A 15,268-nucleotide genomic window follows, 5' to 3' on the forward strand; every position below is an offset into this window, starting at 1 on the left:
TCATTCCTATCAAATATTATTTATAACTATCGACAGATAAACTAAATCGCCAAGTAATTTTAAGCTTTATAAAGCAATTATTAAATAAAATATCAAACAATGCCGACATACGATGTGGTAATTATCGGAGCGGGTCATAATGGGTTAGTATGTGCTGCATATCTACTCAAGGCTGGTTATAGCGTAGCTTTACTAGAAAAAAGAGCTATTCCTGGCGGTGGTGCAACTACAGAAGAGGCAATGCCAGAATCAGCACCAGGATTTAAATTTAATCTCTGCGCGATCGACCATGAGTTTATCCACTTAGGACCTGTAGTTGAAGAATTAGAATTAAATAAATATGGTTTAGAGTATCTTTATTGCGACCCTGTAACCTTTTGTCCCCATCCTGACGGTAAATATTTCTTAGCGCACAAATCTGTCGAGAAAACCTGTGCAGAAATCGCTCGCTTCAACAAAAGAGATGCTGAGAAATACGGTGAATTTATAGATTTTTGGCAACGTCTAACCAAAGGCATTACTCCTATATTTAATGCACCACCAAAATCCGTACTAAATATTGCGGGTAACTATGGTCTAAAAAACGTTCAGGATTTACTTTCTACTATAGGCGGTATAGATAAAACCCTAGACCTAATTCGTACTATGCTGACATCTCCTCAAGATAGTCTTCAGTATTGGTTCGACTCAGAGTTTCTTAAAGCACCTTTAGCTAGGTTAGCATCGGAATTTGGTGCGCCTCCTTCCCAAAAAACTATTGGCATTGGTTCAATGATGATGTCTATGCGTCATAACCCTGGTATGGCAAGACCTCGCGGTGGAACAGGAGCATTAACTCAAGCTTTGCTCGATTTAGTGAAAGAAAAAGGCGGGGTTGTCTTGTGCGATCGCGCTGTAGAAAGTGTTTTAATTGGTAATAATGGCAAGGCAGAAGGTGTAAGAACCAGCAACGGTGAAGAATATCGCGCCAATACCGCCGTAATTTCTAACATTGATGCCCGTCGTCTATTTTTGAATATGATTCCGATTGAAGCGAGTAATGCAGCCGATCCTAATTTACGAGAAAGACTAGATAGACGTATTGTTAATAATAATGAAACTATTCTCAAAATTGATTGCGCTCTTTCTGAAGCACCTCGTTTTGAATATCATAATCATAGAGAAGAGTTTAATATCGGTTCAATTTTAATTGCCGACTCTGTACACCATGTAGAAGAGGCTCACGCTCTACCCTCTATGGGTAAAATACCCGATGAAAATCCTTCTATGTATCTTGATGTACCCACCGTACTCGATCCGTCCCTTGCCCCAGAAAACAAGCATACACTATGGATCGAATTCTTTGCTCCATATCAGATTCACGGCAAAGAAGGAACAGGTTTAAACGGTACTGGCTGGACGGATGAACTCAAAAATCAAGTTGCAGATAGGGTAATTAATAAGCTGGCTGACTACGCACCCAATGTAAAAAACTCAATCATTGCTCGTCGTGTTGAAAGTCCTGCCGAATTAGGGGAACGTTTGGGGGCATACAAAGGCAACTACTATCATATTGATATGACCCTAGATCAGATGGTATTTTTCCGTCCTCTCCCAGAAATAGCTAACTACACTACGCCTATCGAAGGATTATATCTTACAGGGGCAGGAACTCACCCAGGAGGTTCAATTTCAGGGATGCCTGGACGTAACTGCGCCCGCGTTTTTCTTCAGCAGCAACAGCCTATTAAGCAACTGATCGAAGATACGAAAGGCACTATAAAATCTACTATTAAATCTACATTTGATAAGTGAGATTGTTGCCGAAAACAAAACAACCTTATAACTTGAGATAGATGCTATGAGAATGTGATTTTGTTAATGTTGTCAGGAGTATCTAAAAAATTTAGGAGTATTTATTTTATTCGCTAGTTAATAGATATTGGCTAAATTCTTCAGGAAAATTAAATTTAAAATGAAAACTAAAGTTGAGTAATGGCAAAACGCTCTAATTTGTTAAATTTGTCCTTCAAGCTTTCTAGATACCAATGGTGATGCTTTAGGCGATCTAAATGGGATTGTTGACAAACTTGATTGTATTACTGCTTTGGGGTAGATGTTATTTGATTTTCAAATCACCGATGAAAGACTTGGGATATGACATTACGGATATGCAGGCGATCAAGCCGATGTTTGGCAATATGGGAGACTTCGATCGCCTGTTGGCTTTTTGTCATGCTAGAGAATTAAAAGTAATGCTCGATTGGGTTTGGAATTATACCTTAAGGCATTATCATATTATCCCTGCGGGATGCAACGCCAAATGAGTCAAACTTCAAAAGTGAAATTAACAACAAATACCTAGTCACAGATTACTCCGCCCTAAACGGACGAAGCCTGCTGTGACCGTTGGTCAATCTAATCAACTTAGGCTCTATTATTAATTGACTACGAAGAGTAAACTCCGTAGCCAAAACAATCTATGATTACATTTTTCCTTTTTGCATTACTTTTATCAAATGCTCTTTAATCTTTTGCATTTGTTCTGAATCAGATTGCTTTAAATTTTCCAACAATTCAACACAGGGTTGAGAATCTGCTGTTTTTGCATCTTCAATATACTTATCGTATGCTTCTACAGCTTTGCCTTTCTCATGTAGCACAGTTACCCAATCATACTCTAGATCGCTAACGCCTTGAATAGACATAATTTTTGCTCCTTTTAAATTTGAATGTTTAATTTAATATCACGCAATTTCAAAGTAATAAACATCTATCAATATTCGTAAAAATAAATACGGTTTTTATATACTAAGTCGGATGTTCGATCGCCTCTATTGTGCAACATTAAACTCCTTCCACATTGAAAAGAGTTTTAATAAAAACGAAATAGTGTTAAATCAAAACTTGCTATATGCGAAGCGGTATCTTTTGGAACGCCCTAGATGCGGTTTAATAGATGCTTGACATTAAATCTTGGTAGTTTTGCAAAAAAGAAGAGCAAATCGCCGTGAAGGTTCATGCTTGAGAGATTTAACTCTCTATGTAAAAGGTAGGTTGAGCGAATATTCGAGAAATCAAAAATATGCAGAGCGTCTTGCTGAATCCTACTCAGATTCTGCATAAGCTTTAATAGCATATTCCTTAAAACGCTCAAGATCCGCCATAACGGTAGACTCAACAATGTTACCGATTAAGCTATCCATTAGTTTGCCAATAATGCCAGGTACAGCATAAGCAAAAGTCATTTTGACAATGCTAGTGTTATCTTTGCGAGCATAAAAACGAATAGCTCCTTTGTTCGGTAAACCATCAACAGATTGCCATTCGATAATCTGCTGTGGGACAACCTGAACAATACGAGACAGCCAAGTAAAATTGAAGTTTCCACTAGCTAATTTCCAACGAGATAGCTCAGGATTATCTTCTAAAATTTTAACTGACTCAATCCACTTCATCCAAATAGTCATCTGTTCGAGATCTGACCAGAGACTCCATACAAATTCTATGGATACGGGAACTTCTATTTGTACAGTGTGTTCTAGCCAGTCTGCCATTGTTTTGATTAAGTGTTTTTAACAGATTAAACTATGACTATACCATTACTGCCTTTAGCTGTTCTGCATTGGCTAAAATTGCCTTAGCTGCTTGCTTTCCTGATAAAGTCGCTCCTTCCATACTATCGATATAATCCTGTTGAGTATAGCTACCAGCAAGAAAGAAATTGGCTACAGGAGTTTGCTGAGGTGGACGATAAGGATCCATTCCTGGTGCTTCACGATAAAGAGATTCAGCTAGCTTGACCACACTATACCAGGTCATATTAAGTTCTCTAGAAGAAGGAAAAAGCTGATGTACCTGTTCTAAAATATGCTGGGCAATATCTTCATTCTTGGCTTTAATAAAAGGATCTCCTGGAGTTAAAACTAATTGCAGTAAAGAACCTTCTCCTGGTTTATAGTAATTTGCTGGACTTGTTAAAGCCAGATCCGCAAAACAAGAGAAGTCAGCATCAGGAGTATAAAGTAAATTATCAATGCCCACAGCTTGCTCTAGCTGCTGGCGATTAGCTGCATCGTTAAGCTCTGTAACCCAGCCATCAAAACGTAGCTGTACTGTCGCTACAGGCACGGCATCAAGCTTATAAATATTGTCAAACTCAGACCATTTACGCCACTGCGGGGGAATTACTTTTTTAATTCCTGGAACATCACAAGCGCAAACATAAGCATCAGCACGAATTGTTTCTTCTGTTTCTCCATTAGCCACCACAATTCCTGTAACTTGCGTGGTGTCTTGGGAATCTTCAAATAAAATCTCTCTCACCCGACGACGAGTGTGAATCTTAGCACCCCGTGCTTCTAAATAATCAACAATCGGCTTGTGTAAATATTCACTAGGAGAACCTTCTAACATTCGCAAAACGGAGGCTTCAGTTTTGGTAGCGAAAAACTGAAAAATAGTCAGCATACAGCGCGCCGAAATGTTTTCTGTATCAATGAAACCTAAAGCATAGGCAATAGGATCCCACATCTTTCTCAAGCTGCCGTTGTTTCCTCCATGACTACGAAACCAATCAGCAAAGCTAATTGAGTCCAAACCGCGAATAGTATTCATTGCGCCTTCAGAGTCAATTAAAGCTCGTACAATGGGACTTGTTCCTAGTGCCAAAGAGTTTGCCACTTTATCTGCTGCGGAAAGCTGAGAAGTAGTGAAAAAAGCTTTTAGACCATTGAAGGGTGCGCCTGTAAGGAAGCGAAAATCTAGCTCGCCGAGTCTACCACCTTTATTAATAAAGGTATGAGTATGTTGTTTAAGACGAAGATTATCGATCGCACCTACTTTTTCCATTAAGCCAAACAGATTGTAGTAGCAGCCAAAAAAAACGTGCAAACCCATTTCTAGGTGATTGCCATCTTTGTCAATCCAACTGCCAACTTTTCCGCCGACAAAAGGACGAGATTCAAAGATCTCTACTTCAGCACCTGCATCAACTAAATCTATAGCTGTTGCCATGCCTGCTAACCCTGCACCAACGATTGCTACACGCATCAAATTTATATTCCCGAAAAGCAGATTTGTCTTTACATATTGTAATATAAATTACTGCCCTTCTAACTTTTCTTCGCCAAATGTTTTTAGCTTGTTAAAAAAGGAAGACACATCTGGTAAAGGAATAAACTGGTGAATCATCTTATTGCCAATAGCAAATTCACGCCAATCAGATTTGCCAGGAAGTCTTAAAGTTGAAATTAGAGGAATATTGCTTGGCGAAGTATCTAAGCTATCTAAATCTCCAACAGCTTTTTTTGGGTTTAGAGTATCGTTGGTGAAAGTAGCGTTTTCTGGTTGGCTAATTTCTGGTTGAGTCGGCTTAACCTCAGTCAAAGATATAATTTGTTGGCGATTTAATTCTTTAGCGTCAGAAACAAGCTTGTCGTTAGCGGAAAAAGTGATTTTTGGCTGTTGGTCGCTGGTCTTAGTTTCGCCATCGATTATATCTCCTAGATCGCTTAAATGCTTTGGTAACTTACGGCAAATTAGTCTTTCAAATTCAAAGGTGAAGTGAGTATTAGGATTACCAATACGCAGCCAAACGTTTAAAATATGTTCGATAGAAATTGCTTTATAGCGTCCCAGATATAAAGCTTCAATAGTTGCCAATCTGATCCAGCTTGCATGATATATCTCTAACCAATACCCTAGCAGTTGTTCAGCATCATCACCTCCCAAATCAAAAGCGTAGCTATCAATTAAAGAGTGTGCTTGGGCTAAAGATAAATCTTGAGTTGGTTCAGTCATCGACCTTAATTGTTATATAACTATATTCTAAGTATGTATGTATTGCTTTTTTGCCAAAATAGCGACTGTTATATTCTAACGGCTAAATTTAGATGAATCTAGTTTTTTGTTATGACAGTAAAACTATTATGCAGTCTTGAAAATTAAGTGCGGTCTTATTCTGCCCAAAACTTTAAATAAAATTGCTGTATTTAATTTTTTTGCTCAAAAAACTTTTTATCTTCATCTATTTTTCTAATTTTTACCAAACATAAACTACAAATCAACAGCAAAACTAGCTCGAGCGTGAAAATCTGCTTTAGAGGCTGGATGATTTAATGCCCAATAACTAAGCTGATCATCTTGATTTTCAATTACGGCAGTAATACCAACCTCTAAAGCTTGTTTGGGGTCAATGATTTGATTAAGATTAACTTCTAGATCTAACTTTAATATGTTTATCTGTTGTAAGTTGGAAGGTAATGAATTAAAAACCGTCTCTTCAGCTATATTGTGGCGGTACTTCAAAAAGCGAAATACATTCCAATCTCCTGAAGGCGAGAGATTAAATTCCCAATACTTGTCAGTATCTTTTAGTCCTAAAAAAAACTCAAAACAAGTATGTTCCCAAAGATCGTATTGTCGAGTGGGATTCGCTTTCGAGACTGGAATTACAATTGTTGCCAAATTGCTTACAAGATATTTAATATTTAACTGATTATGATGCCGTGAGATATTGCCAGTGATGTCAATATTAGGTGCGGTATTTGCCGAAAATGGGATTAAAGAAAAACTAGACTTTTTCATCGCAAATGTTCAATTATGTTCCGTATTGCGGTTGCTTGAGTTTCTATACTCTCAGTAAGCTTAAACTGAACCAAAGCTCTAGCTAAATTGTGTTCTGCGTGTCTGACATTAAAATAAACGTTGCCTTCCAGGTAATCTGTAAAAAATCGCAACCCCAATTCAAAAGCCAGTAAACGAATTGAATCGTAAATATATTCATAATCATGGGCGGTAAGAAAATTCTGTGCCACCTTTAGATAGCCTCTTAAAATAGCCTCTGCCAAATCTGGATCAAATAATACCTTTTCCCAGTTATCGGTTTCTTCTCCCAATCGATTGCAGCCTGAGCGCAAACAGTCCCCAATATCATAATGAATCAAACCAGGTTTGACCGTATCTAAATCGATCATGGCTACTGATTGTTTGGTAGAACAGTCGAGCATAATATTGTTTATTTTAGGATCGCCATGGATTATCCTCAGCTTTAATTTTGCTGCTGCTTTAGCTTGTTCGAGAATATGAGGCAGAGTAGGGCGATCGCGAATAAATTTTAAGCAATAATTAATCTCAGGAGACTGTTTGACTTTAGCCGTAGCCAGCACAGAATTGTAATGTTCGAGATATCCAGGGGTAATGTGAAATCCTTCTAAAGTATCGGCTAATTGTTCTACTGGTAAGCTACTAACTATATGGTGAAACATACCTAACCCATAACCAATTTCTTGTGCGTGTTGAAGATCTTGAATGGTGTCAAAAGACTGGGAATTATCAACAAAGCTCATGGCACGCCAAAAAGAACCATCTGCTGCTTGCCAATGATTTTTTTGCTCTTTGGTTAACAAGACTTGAGGAAATAACCAACGGCGATTTTGGAGAATATTGTCAGGGTTTAATCTTTGACGAACATAGTCCGACAAAATACAAATATTGTCCATGACTAATTTCGGCTGAGTAAATACTGTAGTGTTCAACCGTTGGAGAATAAATGGTTTTTGGCTATTAAAGGTAACTAAAAAGGTACTGTTGATATTGCCACTACCATACTGCTGAATGTCTTTAATTGTACCTTTGGGCTTAAATTGATTGGCGGCAACCGTAATCAGATTATCTGTCATATCCTCCCCAGCCTTGATAAACAACCGTTGCTACGAGTCTCTTCCACAATTAGAACATCTTAGTGCCTGGGAGTAGGGTAGGTCAGGAGTATTACTACTCCCTTCCCCCCGTAGAACCGAACGTACAGGTTTCCAAGTATTCGGCTCAAGCATTTACTACGATTTTGTTGTAATACTAATTGACTATACATAGCTCTTTTTTATTTTCCTTTATTGTTAGGAGGTTTCTATATTCCATTTACTCCTTCAACCTTACTTCCAGGATATATATCAAGCTCTAAGTTACGTTTGGATTAAAAGGCAACCATCTAACTTTTCCTTAGATTTAATCTTTCGTATACTTCAAAATATAGTAGTTAACACCTGTGTTCACGTCAGCATCCTTTCAGATCGGGTATATACCCTATTCACCGAGTTATTGATTCCTCTTATCTTTCGATATAGTGACATTAGCTTTTTGAAGGTGAGGGGTGGCTCTGTTTAAGAGCCATACCCAATCACCTTGTTGAACTATCCTACTCCCTCTCAAGAATTACACCTTCCTTACGGTTGGTTTACTCCGAAGAGACTTGATAGGGTTTTTCCTGTTCCGCATTTTTGAGATACGACATATTTAGATTCCTGCTTTACTCCTATTAATCGATATTCGCGGTAGTCTATAATTTCCAAGTTCAGGGAAAATTATGTAAATTCAAATCAAAGGGTTGAATTTCTGAATATCTACACCCTAAACATCGTCATTGGGTGTTCTGTATTGTAGAAGCCTCATCACAGATTCACAAATGTTAATCATATATGTCTTACCCTAGCCCATAAACCAATAGATGTTTTATTGATATTGGTACATTTAACCTTCTAGCTGTGAGACATTTCTGTTACCAGTAATGCCCCTTCAGGCGGGTACAGCCTTGACTACTAGGCTGGAGTCTTTCTGAGGGACTCACTCTTAAATGCGACTTTCAGGTCGCACTGAACTTAATACACTGTAACTATAAAAAATTAAATATATTTGCAGTTATATGTAATCTTTAGCATAAATAGGTATTTATATTTAGATATAGACTAATCAAAAAACTAACTAGATTAGCTTTATGATGAAAAATTAAGTGTAAGCACTGATTTGGTCTACCAAAAAAATTGTGTAAGTGTTAGGGAGTAGGATTTTATGGCTGTATCTACCAGGGTTAATGGAGTGCTAAGTCCTGGTGCTTGTTTGGCAAGTGGTGAATATAGAATCAACAAACCTTTGGGACAAGGAGGCTTTGGCATTACTTACCAAGGCATCGACACCAGATTAAATCGCGCCGTAGCGGTAAAAGAATTTTTTCCCGAAGGCTGCTGGCGAGAGGGTCAAACGGTAGTATCCGCAGGTAAGTGGAACTATGATACTTACAGCAATGCTAAACAAAAATTTCTCCTGGAAGGTCAAACTTTAGGACAGTTTAATCATTCGGGAATTGTTCAGGTTTTCTATTATTTCGAGGAGAATAACACTGCCTACATGGTAATGGAGTATCTTCAGGGAAAAACTCTGGCGCAACTGCTCAAACAACGTCAGGGTAAACTACCCCAAGCAGAAGCTTTGAAATATATCGCCAAAATTAGCGCAGCCTTAGAAGTTTTACATCAGGCTCAATTTTTACATCGGGATATCAAGCCAGATAATATTATGCTGGCAAATGATGGCAGGGTCGTATTGATTGATTTTGGCGCAGCTAGGGACTTTACCGCCAGCAGCACCGATAAATATTCGACAATGTTGACTCCTGGTTATGCACCCCTAGAACAGTATGGGCGTAAGCTTAAGTATGGGGCATTTACAGATATGTATGCCCTAGGTTCAACTTTATACCATCTATTAACTGGAAAAGCTCCCGTTTCCGCCATTGAAAGAGCAGCAGGAGTTAAACTAAAAACTGTTAAAGAGATTGCCCCCCAGGTTAATTCTCATGTAAGTGAAGCGATCGCCAAAGCTATGATTATGGATGTAACTAAAAGATTACAGTCGGTTAGCGAATTTTTAGATTTATTATGTTTAGATAGTAAACTACCTGTAAAAATCAACTCCAACAATTTTTATCGTGCAGTAACAGATCCCTGGAACGCTTTTAATCATGCAGAGGCTGTTTATGCTCGGCAAGCTTATGCCAAAACCAGTAAATGGTTTTAGAGAATATGGAACTCGAAAATATCAAGATTGCAATGTTAGGCACTAGTGGTGCAGGAAAAACCAGCTATTTGCTGGGAATGTATGCGGTAATGCAAACGGGAATTCAAGGATTTACCCTTGCAGCCCAAGACATGGACTCAGATTTAGAACTAACCCAAAGATGGGAAAAATTAATTTCTCTTGAGGGAGAAGACCGTTGGCCCACACCTAATGCAGCGACCATAGAATACTATAAGTTTGACTTTAGCTACGGCTATCGTCCTTTGATGGGATTTGAATGGCTAGATTATCGGGGTTTAGCATTAAGCGATCGCTCTACAGAGCAAGATGTATCAGACTTGGTTCAGTATATAACTGAATCCGAGTGTTTATTTCTGTGCCTCTCAGGGGAACATCTAGTCAATGAAATTACTCCTAACACCGTGCGGGAATTAAAAAGCGATCGCCTGAATCAGTTTATTCAGCAATATGTGAGCGTCAAAAAAAATCCTAGCCTCCAAAAACCTTTTCCGATAGCGATCATCATCACTAAATACGATCTTTGCCATCATCGAGAAAGAGATGACATTATTAGCGACGTTAAAAAACTGTTCCAAGCACTATTTACTCCCAACTCAGGCTGGCTAGTTATGATTTGCCCTGTAAGTTTGGGACGAGAATTGTGTGACGATCCCAATGGGGGAAAAATTATTCCTGTCAATGCTCATCTGCCAATTGTCTTTGCTATTTATGCCCAGCTAAGAGCTAATAATTTAAAGTTAAAAGCACAGCTAGAGCATCAAACTGTAGCTGTTAACGCCCTCAAGCAGACAAACCCGATTGTCCAGCTATTAAAAGCCTCAGAATTAGAAGAACAGACTACCCAACTGCAAACCTTTGAAAGCGAAATTATTGCTATTGAAGAGAATATGAAGCTTTTGTCTCAGGAATTACAGCAGGCTTCTTTGTACTTTAACGGCAGCGAGGTAACAGCCGATGTCTAGACAAAATTGGGCAGCAATTGTTTATGGACGTAGTTTTCATCTAGATTTTCGCTATATTACTGTTCCCCATGATTTTACCGACCAAGACATCACCTGGGCATCAGCCTATATCTTAGCCACAACTCATCAGGCTCGTAACCTTGCCAATCACCCTCGTTGGTCATTATTCAAAAATAATTCTTACTGCATTGTTGGTGTTACCTGCATGGTAAGAGATTTGATGGAATTTGGACAAGATTCAGTCGAAGTGATGGCAAAAGATGACCAGGGTAGACCACTATATGTATTTGTTGGTTATGTTACTCCGTTGAGTAAGGGAAAAAATATCCTTAATTTTCCTGCCTATACAGAAAAACACCTGGGGGGTTTTAAACCTCTTTATCAACAAATGGAAAAGGTGTGGTTGGTTAAAGATTATGACCAGAAAAGTAGACAACCTCTGCTGAGTCAATATCAATCATTGAACTCTTCTGTAGAATTGATTCAGGTAGATACAAAAATTGATTCCATTCCCAGAATAAATAGTCTTCTAAAACAGCCTGACAAAATATATTCCTGGTGCAACTCAAACCAGCAAAATAATCAGCTATGGATGGCTGCTGCTAAATGTTCAGTTGAAACTTCTCTATGTTTAAACATCAAAGCAAAAGTTATTTCTAATAGTCCTTTTTTAAATCAGACTATCACTCAACTAGATGGTTTTACTATCAGCGATCGCTATCTTGATGCGCATTCCCTTGCGAGGCAGCGCGGTCTTGTTGGTTTCCGACAAAGAGCGACTGCCGAGGGCGCGCCTAACGGCGACGCGGTGAAGCAGTCCGTTGCGAGTCAGCGCGTTGTGGGGGTTCCCCCCATTGTAGCGACTGACGAGGGCGCGGAGGTTCCCTCCGTTGTAGGAACTGCTGAACCCTCTAGGGGGTCGCATCGCATTTCCACCCAAAAACTCCGTTTAGCTTCGACGCAAGCGAATCATCACAAGCAAACATTAAAGCCTAAACATCCTCAGACTCATCAGTCGTTGCCCCAGATAATTTCAACCAGGGCAAAAAAAGATTTTGACCTAACTTTAAAACAGGCTGCTAAAGTAACAACCGCAAGCCAGGAATTAATTAATAACTTTACCAATCAATTTGACCAACCCTCAGAGATTATTCCCAAAATAGATAAATCTAGTGATATAGAGAATTTTGGCTTCAAAACTAAAATACACTCACCCACTACAGTTAAGAAAGATTGGTTTTAATAACCTGAGTTCGACCAGAATAATCATGAGTGTTAACACGAGCCAACGTCTCACGGTTTTTCAGTATTTCTGATCTCTGACCTCTGACCTCTGACCCCCCATAATTAAGGTATTCATCGAACTCACATTTAATACTTAAATTCAGGGTAAGAAAAAATCTTGACAAATGAAGTCGTCGTTAATCATAGTCCGCGATCGCTATCTAAGCTAGAAGATTTACTGGTAATTCGGTGTCAAAAATTGTCAAAACAACAATATTTGGTGAAAGGATGAACTTATTATCATTGGTGAGCGATGACTAGAGCAATTTAATTTAACTATTCATCCGTACTTGATATTGGATCTAAATCACAGCTTTTTTATCAATCTGCTTTTAATTTATAAATACCGTATTAATTATTTGAGCAGTTGGATAAATTCCATTAAATGAAATTTATCCAGCTTAATAAAATCGCCCTATTTAATAAATTGTTAAACCAACTGCATATTGATTGGTAATTATAAAATGTTCTATGAAATGCAATTTAAGCCAGGGAAAATAGTTCAGCTAACTGAAAATAATTGTGACTCTAGCTCTATACTTTTATTAGAAAAAATATATGATGCAGCTATTATTTTTGATGATAGCCGTAATTGTATCTTCTTAAATCCTGCTGCTGAACAAGTATTAGGCGATCGCGCTGATATTTCTCTTATAGGAGACTGGATTCGCTCTAAAACTCAAGATCTCGTGCAGCAAGTTTTAAGTTTTAAGGTGGAAGAATTACCATTAAGAATTACTGCCCTTGAAGATAATCAGCATAATAAATTAGAGGTGAGTCTAAGTAAGCTAGATGTGTCAGAGGAGTTTTTGCAAGAGTTAAATCAGCAAAAATCTTTAGCTATTCGCGAACCAAAGGTAAAGCCTGAGTATGCACCGATAGAAGATATTATCGACTTGACCGCCACCAAAAGTGTCAGTTACGATCGCCTGACGGGCTTGCCTAGCTATAATTTATTATTAGAAAATATTGAACAAGAAATCTGTTTTGCTCAAGAAAAGCTGGGGTATGAGTTTGTAATTTTATTTGTTGATATTAATCGTTTCAAAGTAATTAATAGCAGCTTGGGGAGAATATTGGGCGATCGCCTGTTAATTGCCATTTCTGAAAGATTACAAGCTTGTTTACGTTCTCACGATTTTATTGCCCGTATGGGGAATGACGAATTTGCTATTTTACTGAGTAATGTTGAACATTTGAACTATGCTACTAATGTAGCAGAAAGAATCCAGCAAGAGCTAGGTGTACCTTTTAATCTGGATGGCTATGAAGTTTTTATTGAAGCTAGTATTGGTATTGCTCCAGGAAATAAAGATTATACTAAACCCGAATATTTATTAAGAGATGCTGAATTAGCGGTGTCTGATGCCAAAAGGCATAGTAAATCTCATTATCAAATATTTAATCAGTCAATGCGCGGTAAAGCGTTGACTTTGCTACAGCTTGAACATGATTTAAGAAGAGCAATTAAAGGAAAAGAATTCATTCTGCACTATCAGCCCATAATATCTTTGGGCAGCAATCAAATAAAGGGTTTTGAAGTACTGGTGCGCTGGCGACATCCAGAAAAAGGATTGATTCCCCCTGGCAAGTTTATTCCTCTAGCAGAAGACACGGGATTAATTGTTCCCCTTGGTTTTTGGGTACTAGAAGAAGCTTGCAGACAAATGTATGACTGGCAAGTTATGTTTGGTGGTTTAGCTGATTGGAAAGTTAGCGTCAACATATCAAGTAAACAGCTAGCTTTATCCAATTTTGTTGCCCAGGTTAAGCAGGTTTTACAAGAAACTAAGTTAAATCCTCATAACCTTAAGTTAGAAATTACCGAAAGCTCTTTAGTAGAAGACACTCAGCATACTATTGCCATCCTGAGAGAGTTAAAAGCGATTGGCATTGAATTTTCCTTGGATGATTTTGGCACAGGTTATTCTTCTTTGAGTTATTTACATCAGTTTCCCTTCGATACTTTAAAGATTGACCGTTCTTTTGTTAATAGTATTGGTGATAATGTTGAGAAATTAGGCATTGTGCGCGCAATTGTCACTTTAGCTCGTAATTTGGGCATGGATACTATAGCAGAAGGTATTGAAACAGTTAATCAATTGGCTCAATTAAAAGCTTTAAAATGTGAGTATGGCCAAGGATTTTATTTATCTAAACCTTTAGATAAAGATATCTTAGAAAGCATCATTGCTGCTGAAGTTACTAGTCCAACCCAAACAGAGATAGATGATTATAATTCGCTTTTAGATGAACAAGTAGCTAGAGAGCAATTATTCTTTCAAATTGAACACCTGCGTCAAGAGTTAGCCGAAGCTAAGTTAGAAAAGGCAGATCTAGAAATCATGTTGGAAACAACTACCGAACACGCAGACTTGGTAGAGGCACAGCTACATAATGAAATCTGCGATCGCCAAAAAGCACAAGCTGCCTTAAGTTTGGCAAATAGAGAATTAGAGAAACTAAGCGTTCTTGATAGCTTAACTCAGGTGGCAAATCGTCGTCGATTTGATGATTATTTAATTACTGAATGGCAGAAGCTCAAACAAGAAAAAGCTCCTTTGGCACTGATTTTAGGCGATATAGACTATTTCAAATTCTACAATGATACTTATGGTCATCCCATTGGTGACTACTGTTTGCAACAGGTAGCATTAGCGATTGAATGTGTAATTGAATCTACTCCTGGTTTGGTAGCTCGTTATGGTGGGGAAGAATTTGGAATTATTTTGCCTAATGCTAATAAGCAACAAGCCCTAAGAGTAGCTCAAAAGATCGCCGTTAGCGTTAGCCAACTGCATATTGCTCATCAAAATTCTTTGGTTAGTGAATATGTGACTATTAGTCTAGGTGTACATAGCCTAATACCTAACTTTGATACTGCACCCGATCTTATAGTTGCTTTGGCAGATAAAGCACTTTATGAAGCAAAAGAGCAAGGAAGAAATCAGGCTTGTTTGTATACTGCCGAATGATTTTACTAATTACTTAATTACGGTATTTGAGTAGCAAGTGTACAGATATGTCGTACCAAGTTAAATTAGCGGTGCGACCCCGCGTCGCCGACAGGCGCAAGGGAACGCTCGAATCAGAGTAATGAGTAACGAGTTTTAAGAAATGTCTTAACGTTTACTCGTTACTCATTAATTTTCTAAGGCTGAAAGTCTTTT

At 38.2% G+C, this 15,268-nt stretch carries 12 protein-coding genes; 6 read left to right on the plus strand and 6 right to left on the minus strand.

Annotated elements, in window-relative coordinates; translation table 11 throughout:
* The first annotated feature begins 99 nt into the window (after positions 1-99).
* Entirely contained in the window at positions 100-1,794 is a 1,695-nt protein-coding gene (gene crtO / locus SLP02_RS21950) for a beta-carotene ketolase CrtO (RefSeq protein WP_319422851.1), read from the plus strand.
* Between the two features lie 308 nt (positions 1,795-2,102).
* Complete coding sequence (locus SLP02_RS21955; RefSeq protein ID WP_319422852.1) at positions 2,103-2,306, plus strand: alpha-amylase family glycosyl hydrolase; 204 nt, start codon at positions 2,103-2,105, stop codon at positions 2,304-2,306.
* A 159-nt stretch (positions 2,307-2,465) separates the two neighbouring features.
* Here the strand turns inward: SLP02_RS21955 and SLP02_RS21960 are convergent, their stop codons facing one another.
* The 6 genes from SLP02_RS21960 to SLP02_RS21985 form a co-directional block, all read right to left on the minus strand.
* Entirely contained in the window at positions 2,466-2,687 is a 222-nt protein-coding gene (locus tag SLP02_RS21960; RefSeq protein WP_319422853.1) for a hypothetical protein, read from the minus strand.
* 399 nt (positions 2,688-3,086) lie between these two features.
* On the minus strand, positions 3,087-3,536 hold the full coding sequence (locus SLP02_RS21965; protein ID WP_319422854.1) for an SRPBCC family protein: 450 nt from the start codon (positions 3,534-3,536) through the stop codon (positions 3,087-3,089).
* A 37-nt stretch (positions 3,537-3,573) separates the two neighbouring features.
* A complete protein-coding gene (gene zds, locus SLP02_RS21970; RefSeq protein WP_319422855.1) occupies positions 3,574-5,031 on the minus strand; it encodes a 9,9'-di-cis-zeta-carotene desaturase in 1,458 nt (485 codons plus the stop codon).
* Between the two features lie 51 nt (positions 5,032-5,082).
* Positions 5,083-5,781: a hypothetical protein gene (locus tag SLP02_RS21975; RefSeq protein WP_319422856.1), complete on the minus strand. Its 699-nt coding sequence runs from the start codon at positions 5,779-5,781 to the stop codon at positions 5,083-5,085.
* A 255-nt stretch (positions 5,782-6,036) separates the two neighbouring features.
* Positions 6,037-6,567: a DOMON-like domain-containing protein gene (locus SLP02_RS21980; protein WP_319422857.1), complete on the minus strand. Its 531-nt coding sequence runs from the start codon at positions 6,565-6,567 to the stop codon at positions 6,037-6,039.
* The gene (locus SLP02_RS21985; RefSeq protein ID WP_319422858.1) at positions 6,564-7,661 is read right to left on the minus strand and encodes a phosphotransferase enzyme family protein; all 1,098 of its coding nucleotides are present in this window, start codon (positions 7,659-7,661) and stop codon (positions 6,564-6,566) included. The genes SLP02_RS21980 and SLP02_RS21985 overlap by 4 nt, the downstream gene beginning before the upstream one ends.
* A 1,165-nt stretch (positions 7,662-8,826) precedes the next feature.
* Here SLP02_RS21985 and SLP02_RS21990 point away from each other — a divergent pair.
* The 4 genes from SLP02_RS21990 (at position 8,827) to SLP02_RS22005 (ending at position 15,073) form a co-directional block, all read left to right on the plus strand.
* Entirely contained in the window at positions 8,827-9,831 is a 1,005-nt protein-coding gene (locus SLP02_RS21990) for a serine/threonine protein kinase (protein ID WP_319422859.1), read from the plus strand.
* Entirely contained in the window at positions 9,822-10,814 is a 993-nt protein-coding gene (locus SLP02_RS21995; protein ID WP_319422860.1) for a hypothetical protein, read from the plus strand. The genes SLP02_RS21990 and SLP02_RS21995 overlap by 10 nt, the downstream gene beginning before the upstream one ends.
* Positions 10,807-12,057: a hypothetical protein gene (locus SLP02_RS22000; protein WP_319422861.1), complete on the plus strand. Its 1,251-nt coding sequence runs from the start codon at positions 10,807-10,809 to the stop codon at positions 12,055-12,057. The genes SLP02_RS21995 and SLP02_RS22000 overlap by 8 nt, the downstream gene beginning before the upstream one ends.
* A gap of 505 nt (positions 12,058-12,562) precedes the next feature.
* Positions 12,563-15,073 carry a diguanylate cyclase domain-containing protein gene (locus tag SLP02_RS22005; protein ID WP_319422862.1) on the plus strand — a complete coding sequence of 837 codons (2,511 nt, stop codon included), beginning with the start codon at positions 12,563-12,565 and terminating at the stop codon, positions 15,071-15,073.
* Positions 15,074-15,268: the final 195 nt, after the last annotated feature.

This window comes from Pleurocapsa sp. FMAR1 (assembly GCF_963665995.1).
In the GTDB taxonomy this organism is placed as follows: Bacteria; Cyanobacteriota; Cyanobacteriia; order Cyanobacteriales; family Xenococcaceae; genus Waterburya.

What these genes read in the sequence shown, in the direction of transcription:
- crtO (WP_319422851.1), top strand. Translation starts at nt 100, where the DNA reads ATGCCGACATACGATGTGGTAATTATCGGAGCGGGTCATAATGGGTTA.
- SLP02_RS21960 (WP_319422853.1), bottom strand. Translation starts at nt 2,687, where the DNA reads ATGTCTATTCAAGGCGTTAGCGATCTAGAGTATGATTGGGTAACTGTG.
- SLP02_RS21965 (WP_319422854.1), bottom strand. Translation starts at nt 3,536, where the DNA reads ATGGCAGACTGGCTAGAACACACTGTACAAATAGAAGTTCCCGTATCC.
- zds (WP_319422855.1), bottom strand. Translation starts at nt 5,031, where the DNA reads ATGCGTGTAGCAATCGTTGGTGCAGGGTTAGCAGGCATGGCAACAGCT.
- SLP02_RS21975 (WP_319422856.1), bottom strand. Translation starts at nt 5,781, where the DNA reads ATGACTGAACCAACTCAAGATTTATCTTTAGCCCAAGCACACTCTTTA.
- SLP02_RS21980 (WP_319422857.1), bottom strand. Translation starts at nt 6,567, where the DNA reads ATGAAAAAGTCTAGTTTTTCTTTAATCCCATTTTCGGCAAATACCGCA.
- SLP02_RS21985 (WP_319422858.1), bottom strand. Translation starts at nt 7,661, where the DNA reads ATGACAGATAATCTGATTACGGTTGCCGCCAATCAATTTAAGCCCAAA.
- SLP02_RS21990 (WP_319422859.1), top strand. Translation starts at nt 8,827, where the DNA reads ATGGCTGTATCTACCAGGGTTAATGGAGTGCTAAGTCCTGGTGCTTGT.
- SLP02_RS21995 (WP_319422860.1), top strand. Translation starts at nt 9,822, where the DNA reads ATGGTTTTAGAGAATATGGAACTCGAAAATATCAAGATTGCAATGTTA.
- SLP02_RS22000 (WP_319422861.1), top strand. Translation starts at nt 10,807, where the DNA reads ATGTCTAGACAAAATTGGGCAGCAATTGTTTATGGACGTAGTTTTCAT.
- SLP02_RS22005 (WP_319422862.1), top strand. Translation starts at nt 12,563, where the DNA reads ATGTTCTATGAAATGCAATTTAAGCCAGGGAAAATAGTTCAGCTAACT.